At 67.8% G+C, this 17,572-nt stretch carries 13 protein-coding genes; 6 read left to right on the plus strand and 7 right to left on the minus strand.

What is annotated here, in order from left to right:
* Nucleotides 1-40: 40 nt before the first annotated feature.
* The 5 genes from UA74_RS16605 to UA74_RS16620 form a co-directional block, all read right to left on the minus strand.
* Nucleotides 41-2,083, minus strand: a complete 2,043-nt coding sequence (locus tag UA74_RS16605) for a hypothetical protein (RefSeq protein WP_075741092.1) — start codon at nt 2,081-2,083, stop codon at nt 41-43.
* Between the two features lie 553 nt (nt 2,084-2,636).
* Entirely contained in the window at nt 2,637-3,230 is a 594-nt protein-coding gene (locus UA74_RS31995; RefSeq protein ID WP_232237288.1) for a recombinase family protein, read from the minus strand.
* A complete protein-coding gene (locus UA74_RS16610; RefSeq protein ID WP_075764833.1) occupies nt 3,139-4,869 on the minus strand; it encodes an ABC transporter ATP-binding protein in 1,731 nt (576 codons plus the stop codon). Before UA74_RS16610 ends, UA74_RS31995 begins: the two co-directional genes overlap by 92 nt.
* Nucleotides 4,866-6,596 (minus strand): ABC transporter ATP-binding protein, encoded by a 1,731-nt coding sequence (locus UA74_RS16615; RefSeq protein ID WP_075764835.1) that lies wholly within the window; start codon nt 6,594-6,596, stop codon nt 4,866-4,868. The genes UA74_RS16610 and UA74_RS16615 overlap by 4 nt, the downstream gene beginning before the upstream one ends.
* A gap of 385 nt (nt 6,597-6,981) precedes the next feature.
* On the minus strand, nt 6,982-8,490 hold the full coding sequence (locus UA74_RS16620) for an MFS transporter (RefSeq protein WP_075764837.1): 1,509 nt from the start codon (nt 8,488-8,490) through the stop codon (nt 6,982-6,984).
* A gap of 99 nt (nt 8,491-8,589) precedes the next feature.
* Here UA74_RS16620 and UA74_RS16625 point away from each other — a divergent pair, with 99 nt between their 5' ends.
* Nucleotides 8,590-9,279, plus strand: a complete 690-nt coding sequence (locus UA74_RS16625) for a TetR/AcrR family transcriptional regulator (RefSeq protein ID WP_075764839.1) — start codon at nt 8,590-8,592, stop codon at nt 9,277-9,279.
* Between the two features lie 389 nt (nt 9,280-9,668).
* On the plus strand, nt 9,669-10,427 hold the full coding sequence (locus UA74_RS16630) for a class I SAM-dependent methyltransferase (protein WP_075764841.1): 759 nt from the start codon (nt 9,669-9,671) through the stop codon (nt 10,425-10,427).
* A 512-nt stretch (nt 10,428-10,939) separates the two neighbouring features.
* On the opposite strand, the gene UA74_RS16635 is transcribed toward UA74_RS16630, so the two are convergent.
* A complete protein-coding gene (locus UA74_RS16635; RefSeq protein WP_083683269.1) occupies nt 10,940-11,968 on the minus strand; it encodes a ferric reductase-like transmembrane domain-containing protein in 1,029 nt (342 codons plus the stop codon).
* Nucleotides 11,969-12,058: 90 nt separating this feature from the next.
* Nucleotides 12,059-12,751 carry a TetR/AcrR family transcriptional regulator gene (locus UA74_RS16640; RefSeq protein ID WP_075764843.1) on the minus strand — a complete coding sequence of 231 codons (693 nt, stop codon included), beginning with the start codon at nt 12,749-12,751 and terminating at the stop codon, nt 12,059-12,061.
* Between the two features lie 121 nt (nt 12,752-12,872).
* Here UA74_RS16640 and UA74_RS16645 point away from each other — a divergent pair, with 121 nt between their 5' ends.
* The 4 genes from UA74_RS16645 to UA74_RS16660 are packed head-to-tail and all read left to right on the plus strand — an operon-like array spanning nt 12,873 to nt 17,549.
* Entirely contained in the window at nt 12,873-14,387 is a 1,515-nt protein-coding gene (locus tag UA74_RS16645) for an ABC transporter substrate-binding protein (protein WP_075741098.1), read from the plus strand.
* A complete protein-coding gene (locus tag UA74_RS16650; protein WP_198042743.1) occupies nt 14,384-15,355 on the plus strand; it encodes an ABC transporter permease in 972 nt (323 codons plus the stop codon). The genes UA74_RS16645 and UA74_RS16650 overlap by 4 nt, the downstream gene beginning before the upstream one ends.
* A complete protein-coding gene (locus tag UA74_RS16655; RefSeq protein ID WP_083683270.1) occupies nt 15,352-16,164 on the plus strand; it encodes an ABC transporter permease in 813 nt (270 codons plus the stop codon). Before UA74_RS16650 ends, UA74_RS16655 begins: the two co-directional genes overlap by 4 nt.
* Nucleotides 16,161-17,549: an ABC transporter ATP-binding protein gene (locus UA74_RS16660; protein ID WP_075764846.1), complete on the plus strand. Its 1,389-nt coding sequence runs from the start codon at nt 16,161-16,163 to the stop codon at nt 17,547-17,549. Before UA74_RS16655 ends, UA74_RS16660 begins: the two co-directional genes overlap by 4 nt.
* Nucleotides 17,550-17,572 lie beyond the last annotated feature (23 nt).

Consider the following 17,572-nt stretch of genomic DNA (forward strand, 5'->3'; position numbering starts at 1 on the left):
GGTGAGGTCGGCGCTCTTCTGCGGGGGGTTCACTTCTCCATCAGGGGGACGTGGCGGGGGAGGTGCGCCAGTAGCGGTAGCGCTCGGCTTCGTCCAGCAGCACGACGACGTCGCGGCCGCTGAGCCGGGTGAGCTGACCGAAACCGTCGGCCAGTGTCTCCTTGAGTCGCCTGCGCGGATCGGCCAGCGGATCGCACCACACCCAGCGCGCCGCCACCAGGCCACGGACCAGCGCGGTGACGGTGACCTCGGAATCGGCGGGGACTGCGGCCAGCAGTCCGGCGAACAGGGTACGCGGGCCGTCTCCCGGGGCGAACCGGTTGGGTGCGGTGGTGATCACGTTGAACGAGGCGACCCACGCGGTGGCGTGCTGTTCGCCGAACCGCCCGGCCAGGTGACCGGTCACCTTTTCCAACTGCCCGGCGGCCAACCGGTGGTACATCTCGTGGGTTGGGTTGCCCGTCTCCCGGAAGTGCTCGGCGAGCTCCTCGTGCACCGTGGTCCAGTCGTCCGCCCGCTCGGCCAGACGCCACAGCAGGAGACGCCGCAGCCAGGGATGCAGCGAAGGGGCTTCGTCGGGTGCCTCACCGCCGTCACCCGTCCACGGCGCGAGCAGCCAGCGGGCGCGCAGCTCGTTGAAGAGCCTGGCGAACTTGCTGTGCAGCCGGATGGCGCTCGACAGGTCCCGGGCCGCGGCGCACCTGACCAGCAGGTCGACATCGTCCGGTGCGAAGCCACGGAGCAGCTGGCGCAGCGCGCTGTCGACGAGCCTCGGGCCGGTCTCGGCGTCCGGAACGGAGGCTCCGTCGCCGGTCCGGTCGTCAGGGTGTTCGGTGGCCCGCAGCGTGCGGTCGGGGAGGGCGCGCAGCCAGACGTCCTGCTCCGGACCGTCGTTGCCGGGCATGCCCTGCTGGGTGATCACCGTCAGCACGTCCTGGACGGCGCGAGGCATGCCACCGGTCAGCCGGTGCACGAACGGAGCGAGGTGCAGACACCGCGCCAATGCCGGACTTGAGGGGGCGGCGAGTTCCATGCGCACCCGCACCTCGTCAGGGCTGAGATCGCGCAGCCGGACCGGGTACCACCAGGAGTCCTCCGACTCCAGCCACGGACGGCGTCGTTCCCCCCAGTCGTCGAGTGAGACGTAGTCGGGTTCGAGTGGTCTGCGCCAGGGCCACTGGTCGCCGGTGGAAGGGCCCCAGCGGGGCAGCCAGCGGTGCGCCGAGACGACCACCGTCAGGGGGTCGGCCCGGCCCCCTCCGCGAAGCGCGTCCTCATGCCGTGTGCGGATCAGCAGATCGAGGAAGTGACGGCCGCCGGCGGTATCCGCGTCCTCCAGCAGCAGCAGGAACGAGTGCGGGCGGAAGGGGCTGTCCGCACGCTCCCGCAGATCCGCGAGAAAGGCCGAGAACAGCATTTGGTCCAGCTTCCTCTGTTCCTCCGTGTCGCCGCTGTGCCGCCAGTTGCTGAGTTCTGCCAGGGCCCGCCAGCCGTTGCTGTCCTGCGTCAGCCGGTGTTCCCCGTACCAGCGCACCGGGCCGCTGAAGCCACGAAGGTACGACCGTGTGCTGCGGCTCAGCCGCTTGAGGAGCTCGACCACCAGTTCCGACGCACCCTCCGGGGCACCCAAGGAGTGATCCGCCACCTTCGCGAAGGCGGCCAGGTAGTTGCCGTCATACCGCTCCTCCGCCTTCCGCTCGAACTGCTTGAGCGACTGCTTGATCGCTGATTCGCTCTGCTTTCGGCTCAACTCCGAGTAGTCGTTGTCGGAGGCCAACAGCCCGAGGCGGAGCCTCGGCAGTGTGACGCGACTGTAAGCGGGGTTGTGGCTCTCCAGGCGGAAAGCGAGCGCGCCGAGCACGTGGCGGGGCAGAAGCGACTTCTGACGTCCGAGGTTGAGGTATGCGAACGGATGCTCCTCTCCGTACTTCTCGACGAGCGACGCATGCATCTCGCTGGAGCCGCTGCCCGGAGGGCCGAGCATGATGGTGACGGGTCGCTCGGCGCCCGGTTTGTCGAGGCACTCGCCGACCAGGGAGATGATGGCTCCCCGACTTCTCGCATCGGTCGGAAGTGTCACCATGGCGTCCCCCTAACCCCTCGTCTGCCGCCCGGGCGGCCGTCCACAGCATAGCCACGCAAAGTCGGCGAGATGCTCAATTCACGTTTCTCGAACAGGAATCCGCTGCGTCGCCTGGTTGACCAGCCGATGCCGGGGAGACATGCGACTGCGTGCCGGTGGCGGAGGCGTTTCCCAAGGCCAGCGATCCCCGCTCCGAATAGTCCCGCCAACCCTCCCGACTCGCTAGCCGCACAAACCGTAGCTCTCGGGCATCCTCGCGACAGCTCGAGACAGGCACCGGAGGCATCCCGCTTCGGCAGGCCGGGAAGTTGTTCTCGCAAACAATCAATCACGTCCTCGGGAGTCCGAGACCGCTTCAGGTTGCCGGACCGCTCGGTCAAGATGGCATCCCTGGCCACAAGAATAAGTGATGACCTATAAAGAATTCTTAGAAAATGTCGAACCGGCCCTCGGGGTTTCGCGGGGAAGAAACACTGATAAATCGAAATCAGGGGCCGCGCCAAGGCTGCGGGCCCGGCAATCACAGTCCGCCCCCTTTTGTGTGTAACGGAGATCAAGGCGGAGTTCCGCAGAGAGCCGCCCGAGTTTCACCGGGTCGGCGCCCGACAGTGCCTCTCCCACATCGCCGAGCGAGTCGACCATGGCGTGCCGCGACGTCCTCGGGATCGAGCAGTGTCTCGTGTCGCGTCCACCGACCGAACACAGCAAACCCGGTGTACCGAGGATTGTCGAGAATCACGCGCACCGTGCTCGCCTGCTGGCCGTCGGCGAGCCGATGCCGGTTCCGCTCCGGCTTACGCGCCAAAGGACAGGCAATGCGATCGCGGTTCAACGCTGCCGCGATCGCCCGGTCCCCCTTCCCGTCGGAGGTACTCGGCGAAGATCCGGCGCACGACCTCGGCCCGGAAGGCGCGCGGCGCGGCGCTGGAGAAACATCGGCAAGTGCACAGTGCGAGCACTGTGCACCTTCCCACCAGGCATCGCTCGTGAAGCCCGCCGACCGCCGGGATCCCCGCCTGCCCCTCTCTGTCGATCGAAGGACTGGATCGCGACATTCATCTCCCCGAGGTGAGACGCCACCCTCTTGCCCTGCTCCTGCTCCGCCAGAACTCCTGATAGGGGCCCGGCACCTCGACGAGCTCCTCATGCCTGCCCTGCTGGACGATCCGCCCTTCATCCAACATCAGGATCTGGTCCGCCCTGGTCACCGTGTTCAGACGGTGTGCGATCACGAGCAGAGCCCTGTCCTGTGCCAGCTTCGACACCGCAGCCTGGATGATCGCGTCGTTCTCCGGGTCCAGTGAGGCGGTGGCCTCGTCGAGGATCACGATCGGGGAGTTCTTCAGCAGCGCGCGGGCAATCGAGATCCGCTGCCGCTGTCCCCCGGAGAGCCGGGCTCCTCCCTCCCCCACCGTGGTCTCCCAGCCCTCGGGGAGCTCGGCGATCAGCTCGTCGAGACCCGCAAGGGTGGCGGCGGCACGCAGTTCGTCCTCACCCGCGTCCAACCGCCCGATGAGGACGTTGTCCCGCACGGTGCCCTCGAACAGGTAGACGTCCTGGAACACCGTGGAGACGAGCGGAGTGAGGGCTTCCGTACCGATGTCGGTGACGGGGATCCCTCCGATCCGGACTGCGCCCGCGTCGACGTCCCAGAAGCGTGCGAGCAGCCTCGCGACCGTGGTCTTCCCCGAGCCGGAGGGGCCGACCAGCGCGGTGAGTCCCCGAGCAGGCATCCGGAAAGACACATCGGTCAGCACCGGCGAGCCGTCGTAGCCGAAACCGACGCCGTCGAACTCGACATCCGTGCACGCGGGCAGCCTCGGTGTCGCGGGCTCGGGCAGCGTCGGTTCTCGGATCACCCGGTCCACCTCGTTCAGGGCATTGGACGAGAGCCGTAGTGCTGCGGAGAGGTCAGCGGCCACCATCATCGGCTCGATGAACCGCGCGACGAGTACGGCCACGGCCAGCATGGTCGGCACGTCAAGTGTGCTCCCCATGACGAACGTCACCCCGAGCACGAGCACGACCGCGAAGCTCGCGCGCACCATGAAGCCGAATCCGGTGAGGCCCGGAAGGCTGCGCCAGATCATCGAGCGATCGATGTCACGTTGCGTGCGCAGAGCCTCGTCGAGCATCCGGGTGCCGCGGCCTTCCTGTCCGAAAGCACGCAGGACCGGTTGATTCCTGGTGAACTCCAGCACGCGGTTGGCCGAATCGACCATCGCCCCGCCTCTGGCGGCGTCGGCTCGCTGCACGACGTCCGAGGCCCATTTCGCCACCAGGGCCAGGATCGGCGCGAAGAGCGTCATCACCAGCGCGAGCCGCCAGTCGAAGAGGTACATCGCGGCGATCGCCGCCATCGGACTGAGCACTCCGTTGCACAGTGGGCGCAACAGGTGCGCGGGCACCGTCATCACACCCATCACATGCTGATTGCTCGTCCGAGTCAACTCGCCGACCCTCGCGGGGTTGAACCAGCCCAGCGGAAGTCGGGCGATTGCATCACCCAGTCGGTGGTGCAGGCGCCTGGCAATGTCCGAACCGACGCGGAATCCTCGTTTCTGAGCGCTGAACTGGGCGACGACGGCGGCGGCTGCCGCCACGACCATGCCGGTGAGCGGCAGCAAGGCCGACTCCGGCGAAGGCCCTAGCAGCGCGCGCAGCACCGGCACCAGGGTCGCAAAGGCGATGCCCTGCAACAGCGCGGCGACGACCAGTAGTGCCAGCAGCCTGCGCAAGGCCGCAGCGTGCGCGGGCCCGAGCACCGCGAACAGTTGACGAATCACGCCGAGAGCTCCTCTTCTGGTGCCGCCGAGGCGGGGGCGAGCTGTGCCTGCCACATTCGCGCGTACCGGCCTCGGGTGGAGAGCAGCTCTTCGTGGCTGCCACGTTCGACCACACGACCTCCGTCGAGCACGAGGATCTGGTCCGCCTGGGTGATCGTGGCGAGTCGATGCGCGATCACCAGCAGGGTCCGACGCGCGGTGAGCGCGGACAAGGCATCCTGGATCTGGGCCTCCGCGTGCGGGTCGGCCAATGCGGTCGCCTCGTCCAGGATGAGCAACGGAGTGTCGGCAAGCAGCGCTCGCGCGATGGACAGACGTTGAGCCTCGCCACCGGAGAGACGAAGCTCTGTGCCGATCACCGAGTCGTATCCGCGTGGCGCGGCGAGTATCCGCTCGTGAATCCGCGCGGCCTCCGCCGCCGCCCGCACCTCGTCCTCGGTCGCCTCCGGTCGGCCCAGTCGGATGTTCTCCAGCACCGACATACGCAGCAGTGCCACGTCCTGGAAGACGAAGCCGACGTTGCGATACAACGTCGTGCTGTCCAACGCCCGGACGTCCGTGCCGCCCAAGGTGATGGAGCCCTTGGTGACGTCGAAGAACCGTGCCACCAGCATGGCCAGCGTCGACTTGCCTGCCCCCGACGGGCCGACGAGCGCGGTGACGGTGCCGGGGCGCAGTTCAAGGTTCACTCCGCGCAGCACCTCGTCGGAGTCCGCGTCATAAGAGAAGCCGACATCCTCGATTCGCACCCCGATTCCTTCGGGTTGCCGAGGCTGCGCGGGCTGCGAGAGCAGGGGCTCCGTCAGTACCTCGTTCACCGCCTGTGCCGCCGCCATCCCGCCCCGCAGGTTCTGCAGGCGCGTTCCGATCGTCGCCATGGGCGCCGCGAGGGGCGGCGCCAACAGGGCGAAGGACACGATGGCTGCGGCGGGCATCCAGCCTGCGATGACCATCACGGTTCCCGTGGACATCACCAGGATGAGCACCGCCGGAGCGGAGACGACCAGCTGCGACGCGGTCGTGATCGTCGTGGTGCGGCCTGCCCAGGTGCTGAAGAAGTCGTGGAAGGCGTCGGCCGCAGCGAGGAAGCGTCGATGTGCACGACGGTGCTCGCCGAAGGTCTTCACCACTGCGATGCCGTCGACGAACTCCGACACGCCAGAGTTGATCTCCTGCTGCGCGCGGCCGTACTCGGCGAACTGGTCTGCGGAGCCGCCCATCGCTCGTGCGAAGAGGACGATGCCAAGCACCAACGGGATCATGCTGATCAGTGCCATGCGCCAGTCGATCAACAGGAGATACGCCATAGCCGTCAGTGGGGTGACCACCACGGATACGACGTCGAGCAGCGCGTGCGCGACCAGGTGATGCAGGCTGTGCACGTCATCGTGCAGAACCTTGCCGAGCCGGGAGGATCCTCGGGCCGCGAGGCGACCGAGCGGAACCCGACTCAACCGCTCGGCCATCCCGGTGCGGAGTGTGTGCTGCAGTCGATTGTCCGCGAGGTGACTCACGAGGTTGGCGGCGGAGGCGAGTACCAGGGCTGTGCCGGTCGCGGCGACCCCGATGACCGCCAAGGGCCATACGTCCGTGTCCGAACGCTGTCCGAGCAGTGCCCTGCCGATCTCGGACACCATGATGAGCGGAATCACCGCAAGCACCGCGGCCAGTGCCTGAAGCATCATCGCGGTCGCCAATGCGCCGCGGATCGTTCTCAACAGCGTCATCGGCTTGTCTCCGGCTCCTGGTGTCGGTCTTGGCAGGGGGTTCTCGTCCACGCAGCCGCTCTCCCGGGCTCGGACGCTGGTCCGGTCGGCGGTCCGGAGATCGGACGACAGCCCCGGCGACACGGGCAGCCGAGGCGCCCCGGCGCGGCGATCATCTGCGTTCTTCCAGTGCCCGGCCCGTGTCTGCGGAGGAAGAGCGTCCTGTCATCGCCCCACCCGCCGCGCGTCACGTCCGTGATCAGCTCGGCCGCTGACATCCGCATCCCTTCGACCGAGGGAAGGAGGCATTTCCTGATCATTTCGTCGATCGTGTCGCCGTTCGCGCTCCGCCACCGTCCACTGAGGATGGCGGTCGTCAGGTCGGCCACGCACAACCGGCCCGTGCTCAGCACGATTCGGCCCGGGTCTTCACAGGCCGGGTGTCGGCCTGCGAGCCTCGGTCGTCCGCCATGCCTGCGTCGGGCGTGTCGGTGCCGTCTTCATCGCCCCGTTGGACGTCGCTCGGTTCGGAAGAGGAACGGGGAAGGACGATCACGGCGAGGAGTGCCCCCGCTGCCAGCGCCACCGCCGCCAGCGCCAATGCCGTCGAGTACCCGGCCGCCAACGCCGCCACCATGTCGCCATCGTGGGAGGACGTGACGTGAGCGGCGGCGGTGACGAGCACCGCCAGGCCCACCGAGCCGCCCAGCTGCCGGGAGCTGTTCAGTACTGCCGATGCGGTCCCCGCATCTCGCGCGGGCACGCCGGACGTGGCGGCGGCACCCATGGCCACGAAGGAGACGCCGATCCCCACACTGCAGACCATCGACGGTCCCAGCAGCTGGGTGAAGAACTCTGCCTCCGGGCTCAAGCCCGCGAACCAGGCCAGTCCGGCCGCGCCGGTCAGACCGCCGATGAGGAGCAACGTTCGAGGGCCGAGTCGCTCCAGGTTCCGCATGGCGATACGCAGGCCGACGACCGTGCCCGCGCAGAAGGGCAGAAACGCCGCTCCTGCGAGCGCAGGCGAATAGTCGAGAACCCGTTGCAGATAGAGCGAGACGAAGAAGAAGCCTGCGAGCTGTCCGGCGGAGAGCAGGAAGCCGAACAGATTGGCTCCCAGTACTGCGCGTCTCGTGAAGAGGGTCAACGGCATCAGGGGCTCCGGTGCCCTGTGCTCGACCAGTACGAAGACGGCGAGGATCGCCACTGCGAAGACGAAGAGCAGTGCCGTGTCCGGTGCGGTCCAGCCGCCGCCCTCGCCACGCAGCACCCCGAGGATGAGCAGTGACATCCCTGTGGTGACGAGCACGGCACCCGTCACGTCGAGCCTCGGCCGATGCTCGGCGCGGCTCTCTCGAACGCCGCTCAGTACGGCGAACAGCAGGACCGCCACGATCGGCAGGTTGATCAGCATCACCCATCGCCAGCCCATGAACTCGGTGAGCAGCCCGCTGAGCAGAACGCCTGCCGCCCCGCCTAAGGCACCACCTGCCCCCCAGAGTGCGAGCGCACGAGCGCGCACGGGACCACCGGAGAGATTCACCGTGATCAGCGCGAGCGCCACCGGGGAGATGGCCGCTGCGGCGAGCCCTTGGATGGCACGGGCCGCGCCCAGTTCCCAGGCATGTGTCGCCAGGCCTGCCCACAGACTGGCCGCACCGAACAGGACCACGGCGCCGAGAAGCACACGCCGCCGCCCGAACACGTCGCCGAGTCGGCCTCCTAACAGGAGAAATCCCGAGAACGTCAGCAGGTAGGCGTTCACGACCCAGTGAAGATTCGACTCCGTGAAACCCAAGCCTTCCTGGATGGACGGCAGGGCGATGTTGACCAGTGAGATGTCCAGCGCGACCAGGAACTGCGCGGTGAACACCACCACGAGCATCCGGTTCACCAGCCTCGAATCCGAACCCATGGCTCCTCGACTATGTTTCCGTACATGTACGTAAATATAACGTCAGCCCTTCAGGAGGGCGCACGGGGCCGGGGTCAGGCGCGCCAAGACAATGGCGACATGACAGAACCGCCGAGGCAGGCGCGCCGAGTGGGCAGGCCCGCCCGGATCAACCGCGCGACGATCGTGACCGCCGCCCGCTCGGTGTTGGAGGCCGAAGGCCTGGACGCACTCACCATGCGACGGCTCGCCCGCGAGGTCGGCCGCGCCCCGATGGCGCTCTACCATCACGTCAGCAGCAGAAGCGAGCTGCTCACGGCGGTGCTCAGCGTGCAGGCAGGCGAGATTCCCCGCCCGAAGCTGCCTGCAGACCCCCGTGATCGCATGGTCGCCGTCGCCTGCCATCTGCACGGCGCCCTCGCCGAGGTCCCCTGGGTGATGGAGGTCCTGTCCCATGGCGAGGGCGTCGGCGTCCCGGCGCTCTGGATCTCGGATGAATTCCTCGCGAGTGCCCGCGACTGGGGCGCCACGCCGGAGCGCGCCCTGCACATGTTCCGCTCGATCTGGCACTACATCATCGGCGAGCTGACCCATCGGTTCCATGCCCGCCGCCGAAAGACCGACCCCGAGCTGCCCGACGACTGGCGTGCCTCCGTCGGCGAGACAGACCTCGTCGACGTTCCGACCTTGCGGGCAATGCTGCCGGAATGGGATCGACTGTCGGCCTCCTACGACGTCCCTGTCGCGATCACCGAGCTGATCGACGGAATGCTGGCCGTCACCCGGCCCGAGGGGCGGACCTCCATCTGACAGGCAGGTGCACACCGGGGCCTTCTCCATCGCGAGCGGATCGCCGCACTGCGCCGAAGGCGGGTCGCCGCACGCCGCCTCGGCGTCCAGACATGACGGCCCCGTCGCCGGATCAGGACGGCAGGCGACCCTGCCCACCGGTGGGCGCACCGTGTGATCGCGGGGCACTGAACGCTCTGGTGAGCGGGCCACCTTCGGCAGTGACCTGCTTGCTGCTACCGAGCCAAGGCGAAGAGGATCGCGGGTCAGGCGGCCCGCCCCGCAGACGGGATCGGCCGAACAGTCGCCGTCGCGAGCATCCGCCCACCTGGCATTGGCACGGCTATGATAATCATTTTCACATCATATGCAGCCGCCGCACCTCGACAGCAGGGAAGGGACGGACGTCCATGCAGAATGAGCAGCGACCTGCAGGCGACGAGTACGAGATCTCCGGCGAGTTCCTCGATCTCCTGATCGCCCCACACTGGCATGCACTTGCGCCTGCTCTCCAGGACGCGCTGGTCGGGGTCGACGACACCGCCGGGCCGGTGCTCGACATCGGCTCAGGCAGCGGGCGCGCCCTCCCCATGATCGACGCGGTCCTGTCCGACGCGGAGATCTGGGCATCGGAGCCTGCACGCACTCTGCGCAGCATCCTGTTGGCCACCGTCGCAGCCTCGCCGAGACTGCGAGACAAGGTGACCGTGATCGATCACACGCCGCTGGCGGCGGCGCTGCCGGACTCCCTCTCGGCAGTAGTCGCGATCAACGTGATCGGCCACTTCACACCGACCGACCGAGGCAGACTGTGGGACCTCCTGGCCGAACGGCTCGCTCCCGGCGGTCGCATGGTGCTGAATCTCCAACCGCCGTCCACACCCGAGCCCGTGCCGGAGACCGCGCCCAGCTCGGTCCACATCGGCCGACGTCGTTACGAAGGTCGAGGTCGAGCAGAGGTCGCGGGGCCGGACAGTGTCACCTGGCGGATGACTTACCGCGTCTATCACGATGAAGTGCTCCAGGCCGAGCATCAGGTCGACTACGACTGGTGGGTGCTGAACGAGGCGACCCTCCGCTCGGAGACGACCGCACGAGGCTTGCGAACGATGCCGGTCGGACCCTCCGATCTCGCGATGTACGCGATCGACCGAGCCCGACAGGCCTGAACGAGGGATCTCCACGCCCCGCCGAACCAACGTGACGAACGGGCGCACGCACCTGGGCGAACGGCATCAGTCACCGACGACGGCGGGGCGGCCTACGACACGATGCCGCAGCCATCCCAGGAGAACCTGCGGGGAGCGCCGCCCCACCGTCTCCCTGCCCGCCCTCGATCGCGAGGACCTACTCGAGCCACCGCCTCGACGCACCCACGATTCGACCCTTGTTCGGACCACCGAGCGACCAGTGTCGAAGCCCAGAAAAGACCGTCGCCGGGAGCGAACGTCCCAGCACCCCGACCCGCGCCCGGCCGAAGTCCGATTCTGAGCAGAACAGGGGCTTGTCGATGCGAAGCACTGTTGAGCCCGATCTGTGCATCGCAGCGATGCCCGTCGGGAGCCGGCCGGCTGTCCGAACTGTGACGGCCTGTCAGTGTGGAACGGGAATGACGGGGCAGGTGGCACCGTCATCCCCGCAGCGCGGAAACCGTCACATCAGCTGATCCGTCGAGCGCCCCTCATCCCTCGTCCTCGTGTTCGTGTTCGTGCGGATCGCTGTGATCGTGCACCTCTCCCCCGTGCTCCGGCCGTAGTCGACCGCCGTCCAGGCCGGTCGCGGCCACCACGATCAGCAGAACGGCGATAGCGGCCACCGAGATCCGCCCTGCCAACCGGAGCCAAGCGGGCAGCAGGCCTGTCTTCCTCGCCGACATGTCGAGCCGCTCCCCGCGGCGCGCGGGCTCGAGCAGCCGCCAGAGAAGAAGCACGGCGATCGGCACCTGAAGTAACCACAGCACCGTGCGCGGCCAGCCCTCGTACCAGACGTTGGTGCTGTAGAGCAGCGTGTGCCATACGCTGAGTGCGTAGACGACGATGATGAACCGATGCAGAATCCGCCAGGCCTTGGCCCCGATCCGCCTGCGGAAGTAGTACGCCAGACCGAGCGGGATCGCGAGGTAGAACGCCGCCTGTCCGATCGGCATCGCGATCCAGCCGGTGCTGCCGTCGTGTCCGCCCGGCACGAAGGCGCGGACGAAGGCGGCCCAGACCCGGTCTCCCCATGCGTCGGGCGCATTGTCGCGGACGACCTGAGCGGCGTACAGCAGCGCATGAGCGGCCATCAGACTGAGCACGCTGAGGCTGGTGGTGCGATGGAGACGTTCGAGCTTGGCGGGCTGCCACCGCAGCCAACCGGGCTTGGAGCCCGATATCAAGAGTCCGAGGACGACCGCGAGATACGCCCAGAGCAACGCGGACCAGCCGAAGGCCTGGCTCAGGAAGTAGACCCAGTACCGGTCGGCATCGGCCATGTAGGAGATCACGGACACGGTGTCCGACTGACCTGCGCGTACTCGGAGGTAGAGGAACACGAACACCGATGCGGTGATGAGCAGGGCGATGCCGAGATCGAGCATCGAACCCCGTAGATCGGCAGTGAACCCGGATGACGTGCGATCGGAACGCCTGCGTTGCTCACCGTCGGACGAGCTCTGGTGAGCGAGTTGCTCGTCGGTTCGTCTCCTGGGATCGGGTCTGGTCGGCATCATCTCTCCTTTGAGATCAACGCTCCCCGCTGAAGCACACCACGTCGCTCACGGCCTCCGCCAGAGCAGTCGTGAAAGCTGGAGCGTGGAAGGTCACCTGTGTTCAGCCGGTGCTGATCCGTTCTCCGGTGTCTCGGCTGCCTCCTCCGCGCGGCGCAGACAGCCTGCAAGCACGGCGTCCAGGCCGCTTTCGAAGATGGTGTCCATGCTGAGGGTGAAGAAGCGGCTGCCGATCCGCGAGGCCGCCGGATACCGCGCGGTGTCGAGGGAGGACAGTCCGGACACGAACGCCCGTGCTCTGCTCGGGACGGCCTGCCGCGCGCGGGCGTCTGCCGCGTCTTCGACGCTGACGCGGGAGAAGACCCAGCTCATGATCATGGCGCAGGCACGGGCCGTCGCCTCGTCGTCGAATCCGGCCTTCAGCATGCTTCTCGCCAGGTCGTCGAGCAGCCGGTAGGCCTGCTCACCGGCAGGCCCGTTCGCCGTCAACCAGGCGGCCAGACCGGGAAATCGGCGTAGTCCGCTCCGCTGCGCGCGAGCCCATTCACGCGCGTTGCGATGCCAGGGCGCAGCGGGATCGAGGCGTGGCCGGATGAGCTTCCCTGCCTCGTCGGCCACGATCCGGTTGAGGCTTTCTCGGTTCTCGACATAGCGGTAGATCGCCATGGGCGTCACCGAGAGTCGCTCCGCCAGCACGCGCATGGACATCGCGGCGAAGCCACCCTCGGCCGCGATGTCGAGCGCCGCCCCGACGACTGACTCGCGGTCCAGGCCGACAGCAGGCATGTGGCTCACCCCTCAATTGACAATCATTTTCGCCTACACCTAGTCTACGGCGTATAGTACGCGCGGTCGGGCTCTTCCCGAGCCCGTCGTGCCGCGCGCCGAACAGGTAAGGGCACCTCTCGTGGTTGAACTCGATCGTCGTCGCTTCCTCGGTTTGGGCGCCTTCACGGCCGCCGTCGTCGCCGCAGGTCTCACTGGGTGCGGCACTGCCGCCACCCCCGCGCAGAACATCGGTCGCTTACGCGCCGCGTTCGCAGGCGGCGGCGCGGGCGAGACGCTGAACTACCTGGTCGGGCCCACCGCGCTGGATTTCGTCCGTGCCCGGCTCGTCCACGCCGCGCTCGGCATGATCGACGTCAGCCAGCCCGACGGTGTGCGGTACGGCGCGCTCGAGTCCATCGACGTCAGCGATGATCTGACGACCTACACGCTGCACGTGCGCCCGGGCATCGCCTTCACCGACGGCTCGCCGCTGACCGCCGAGGACATCCTCTATTCACTCCGGGCTCCCGCGCTGCTCCAAGGGCTGCCGTTCACCCAGATCGTCGGCCGTGACTTCGACCTCGACAACGCCGTGATCGATGACGAGCACACCCTGACGCTGCCCACGCTGCGCCCCATCGCGGATGGTCGTCTACTGCTGTGCCAGAGCATGTTGGCGATCAAGGCGGGCACGACGGAGTTCACGAACACCACTGTCTCCTGCGGCCCGTTCGTCATCTCGGCATTCCAGGCAGGGCAGGAGACTCTGCTGACCCGCAATCCCGACTACTTCGGCGCGGCCATCGGCGACGAACCGACGCTGGACGAGATCCAACTGCTGTCCATCGCCGACGACAACGCCAGGGTCGCCGCGCTCACCGGGGGACAGGCCGACTTCATCAGCGGCATCACTCCCGCGCTCGCGCAGAACCTCGATGGCGCCGACGGCGTCGTCGTGACGAACGGCGAGCTGCCCTACGCCTCCTGCCTGCGGTTCGTAATGAACCCGAGCTTCGAGCCGTTCGCCGACGTCCGGGTGCGGCAGGCGTTCAAGCTCGCCGTCGACCGACAGTCGATCATCGACAACGTCTACTACGGTCGGGCGTACCTCGGTAATGACATTCCGGCGCTCGGCTTCCCGACCTACCACTCGGCGCTCGAACAGCGTGCCTACGATCCGGACACGGCACGGGACCTGCTGGAACAGGCAGGCCAGAGTGGTATGAGCGTCGAATTGACCGTCGGCCCCGAGCTGCCCGGAATGGTCGAGACCGCGACGCTGATCGTCGAGAATCTCCAGGCGATCGGGGTCGACGCCACCCTCGCCGAGCTTCCAGCAGGACAGCTCTTCGCCGATTACGAGGCCTACACCGCCCTTCCCTTCGCCGCCGGGTACAACCCGCCTGCGCTGTTCGAGCCGAACCACACCCCCGGGGTGCTCCCCGAGGCCGACGCCCTGGTGGTCACCGCGCGCGGCGGCCTGACGGAGGACGAGCGACTGGACGCGTCGCATCAGGCACAACAGCTGCTGTGGGAGAACGGGAACCAGATCGGGCCGGTCTTCGTCCCCGGTATCGACGCCGCCGTGGACGCGGTGAGCGGGGTCCGAGATCAACAGTTCCCCGACTTGACGAATGCCCGCCTGGCAGAATGAGTCACGCCCGAGGTATGCCGGGATTCATCGGCTCCCGGCTCTGCATCGCGGTCGTCACGCTGGGAATCCTCTCGGTCGTCGTGTTCTGGGCGACCGAGGTCCTTCCCGGCGACGCCGTCGGCGTGCTGTCGGGAAGCGACGCGACCGAGGCCGAGCGTGCTGCCGTGCGCGAGGCGCTCGGCCTCGACCGGCCGGCTCCTGAGCGTTACCTGGACTGGGTCGGCGGCGCCCTGCGCGGTGATCTCGGCGTCTCCATGGTCTCCGGCAGACCGGTGGACGAGATCCTCGTCCCGAGACTGCTGAACACGCTCGTGCTCGTGGTCATCGCCATAGTGGTGATCGCCGCCGTGTCGGTGACGATCGGACTCCTCTCCGGTATGCGGGCGGGCGGCCCGCTTGATCGCGTTCTCAGCTCGGCCACGATGGGTTTGATCGCCACGCCCGACTTCCTGCTCGCCACCCTGCTCCTCACCGTGTTCGCCACGATGCTGGGTCTGTTCCCCGCCGTGTCGCTCGTCCCGCTCGGCGACTCCGCCTGGCAACACGCCGAACTGCTCGTCCTGCCCACTGCGGCGTTGGTGCTCGGCGGTCTCGGCGGCACCACACGGCTCGTCCGATCCAGCGTGATCAGCGTCGTACGCAGTCCCTACATCGAGAATGCCCGGCTTAACGGCGCACGCGGCCTACACCTGGCACTCGCTCATGTCCTGCCCAATGCACTCGGCCCCGGAGTGCAGGCACTCGCGATCATGGCGGCCGGGCTGCTCGGCGGCGGGATAGTCGTCGAGACACTGTTCAACTACCCCGGCATCGGATTCGAACTCACGCAGGCGGTGGGCACCCGCGACGTGCCCGTCGTCGCGGGGCTGAGTCTGGCGCTGAGTACCTGCACGCTGATGATCCTGCTGCTGGGCGATCTGGCCGCTCGCCTGCTCGGCGGGCGGGCCTCCCGAGGTGCGACCCGATGAAGATCATCCGCCGTGGCATCGCTGTCTTGCTGTTCGCGGTGCTGTTGTTCGGTCTCGTCGGACCGTTCCTTCCGTTCGGCTCCACTACCGCCGTACAGGAGTCCCCGTTCGCTTCGGCATCGGTCGCCCACCCGTTGGGGACCGACTTCCTCGGCCGCGACACGCTCGCTCGGGTGGCGGCGGGCGGACAGACAGTGATCATTCAGGCGCTCACCGCCACCGTCGCCGTGAGCTTCGTCGGCATCCTGCTCGGCGCGGCGACGGGAATGACCACCCGGCGTTGGGGAGCCGTGCCCCTGCGGATTCTCGACGGGCTCTCCGCGCTACCGCCCCTGTTCATCCTCGTGCTGCTCGCTTCAGGTGCTCCCGGCAACGATCTTCTGGTGGTGGCCGCGATCGCGACCGTCACCACGCCCTTCTCCGTCCGCGTCATCCGCGAGGCGACTCGTCAGGTCTGCGGCACCGCTTTCGCCAGGACCGCCTGGGCAAGAGGTGACAGCGTCTTCCGACGCCTCCGCTACGACGTCCTGCCGGGAATCACCGAGGCCGTATGGGCCGATGCCGGAGTTCGATTCGTCGCGGCCGTCCAGCTTGCGGCGACGGCAGGTTTCCTCGGGCTCACCGCGGGCGCACCCGCAGCGAACTGGGGCCGCATGGTTCGAGAGAACGCCGTGGGCGTGGGGGTCAATCCGCTGCCCGTCCTCGTGCCCGCCGCTCTGATCATCGCGCTGGCACTCGGCTTCACTCTCCTCACCGATCGCCTCTCCGCCCGTACGGGCGCCGACATCAGTGAAGCGGCGGTCGCATGAACATCGTGACGCTCGACGGACTCAGCGTCCATGCGGGTGAACGCCCCATCGTCGACTCCGTGTCCCTGACGATCGATCGTGCGGAGATCGTCGGCTTGGGCGGGGCGTCAGGAGCGGGGAAGACGACGCTGCTGCACACCATGATCGGCCGACTCGGGCCCGGACTGCGGCAGACCGCAGGCGTCGTCGAGGTATGCGGAGAGGATCCGTTCAGTCCCGAAGGTCGACGGCGGCTGCGCGGCGCCGATGTCACCTACCTCCCACAGGATGCGGCAGGCTCGCTCAACCCGGCTCACCGAGTGCACTGGCACCTAGACCAGATGCTGCGCCGCAGCAACCGGACACTGTCCCGGACGCACCGCGCCGAGGAGATCGCCCGAATCCTCGACTCGGTGCGGCTGCCGCCACGGCTGCTCCGCGCCTATCCGGCCGAGCTCTCCGGCGGGCAGGCGCAACGGGTCGCGCTGGCCGCTGCGCTGCTCCCTCGGCCGAGTCTTCTCCTGCTCGACGAGCCCACCAGCAACGTCAGCGCGGCGGCTGCGCGCGAACTCGCAACTGTGATCAGCCAGGCGGTCGACCCGATGTCGATCGGCGTCGTCAGCCACGACCAGGACTTCCTGGCCGGACTCGCGCATCGGATTCACCACGTCGCCGACGGTCGCATCGTCTCGGCACCACGGCGACACCGAACGTACCCGGCGCGCGCTCCAGGACGTCGCGATGCCGCTCCCGTCCTCGCCGCGACCGGCGTGACCATCTCCTACGGCCCTCGTGACGTCCTCGTCGACGGCTCCCTCGCCGTGGGCCCCGGCGAGTGCATCGCCGTTCGGGGCGAGTCGGGAGCGGGAAAGAGCAGCCTCGCGCGGTGCTTGGCAGGTGTTCAACTCCCTCGCTCCGGTGCACTGACTCTCCACGGGCAGCCCGTCCCCTGGCCCGTCGGATCCCGCCGAAATCTCGCTCGGATCGCGGTGTCCTACGTCGAACAGGATTCCCAGGCGGCGCTGGCGCCGTGGGAACGAGTCTCCCGAACGCTGGAACGGGCGCGGGCCGCCGCCCTCCGTAACGGACTGTCCCCAACGGAGGAATCAGCGCTGCTGGCTGCCGTAGGTCTGGCACCCGACATCGTCGAACGCACGCCCCGGCAGCTCAGCGGAGGTCAGCGCCAACGCGTCAACCTGATCAGGGCGCTCGTATGCAGGCCCGATGTACTGATCTGCGACGAGGTGACCGCCTCGCTCGACGAGGAGACCGAGACGCGGGTACTGGACGTCCTCGATGATCTCCGCGCCCGTCTCGGGTTGGCCGTCGTCCTGATCACGCACAGCGACCACGTCGCCGCCCGAGCATCCCGTTCCCTTCACCTCCTTGAAGCCCGACTGGCGTGACCCGACGCCCGCCGCTGGACCCG

The organism is Actinoalloteichus fjordicus (assembly GCF_001941625.1).
GTDB lineage: Bacteria > Actinomycetota > Actinomycetes > Mycobacteriales > Pseudonocardiaceae > Actinoalloteichus_A > Actinoalloteichus_A fjordicus.

Excerpts from the sequence above, each read along its gene's own strand:
- UA74_RS16605 (WP_075741092.1), bottom strand. The coding sequence starts at position 2,083 with ATGGTGACACTTCCGACCGATGCGAGAAGTCGGGGAGCCATCATCTCC.
- UA74_RS31995 (WP_232237288.1), bottom strand. The coding sequence starts at position 3,230 with ATGAGGAGCTCGTCGAGGTGCCGGGCCCCTATCAGGAGTTCTGGCGGA.
- UA74_RS16615 (WP_075764835.1), bottom strand. The coding sequence starts at position 6,596 with ATGACGCTGTTGAGAACGATCCGCGGCGCATTGGCGACCGCGATGATG.
- UA74_RS16620 (WP_075764837.1), bottom strand. The coding sequence starts at position 8,490 with ATGGGTTCGGATTCGAGGCTGGTGAACCGGATGCTCGTGGTGGTGTTC.
- UA74_RS16625 (WP_075764839.1), top strand. The coding sequence starts at position 8,590 with ATGACAGAACCGCCGAGGCAGGCGCGCCGAGTGGGCAGGCCCGCCCGG.
- UA74_RS16630 (WP_075764841.1), top strand. The coding sequence starts at position 9,669 with ATGCAGAATGAGCAGCGACCTGCAGGCGACGAGTACGAGATCTCCGGC.
- UA74_RS16635 (WP_083683269.1), bottom strand. The coding sequence starts at position 11,968 with ATGATGCCGACCAGACCCGATCCCAGGAGACGAACCGACGAGCAACTC.
- UA74_RS16640 (WP_075764843.1), bottom strand. The coding sequence starts at position 12,751 with ATGCCTGCTGTCGGCCTGGACCGCGAGTCAGTCGTCGGGGCGGCGCTC.
- UA74_RS16650 (WP_198042743.1), top strand. The coding sequence starts at position 14,384 with ATGAGTCACGCCCGAGGTATGCCGGGATTCATCGGCTCCCGGCTCTGC.
- UA74_RS16655 (WP_083683270.1), top strand. The coding sequence starts at position 15,352 with ATGAAGATCATCCGCCGTGGCATCGCTGTCTTGCTGTTCGCGGTGCTG.
- UA74_RS16660 (WP_075764846.1), top strand. The coding sequence starts at position 16,161 with ATGAACATCGTGACGCTCGACGGACTCAGCGTCCATGCGGGTGAACGC.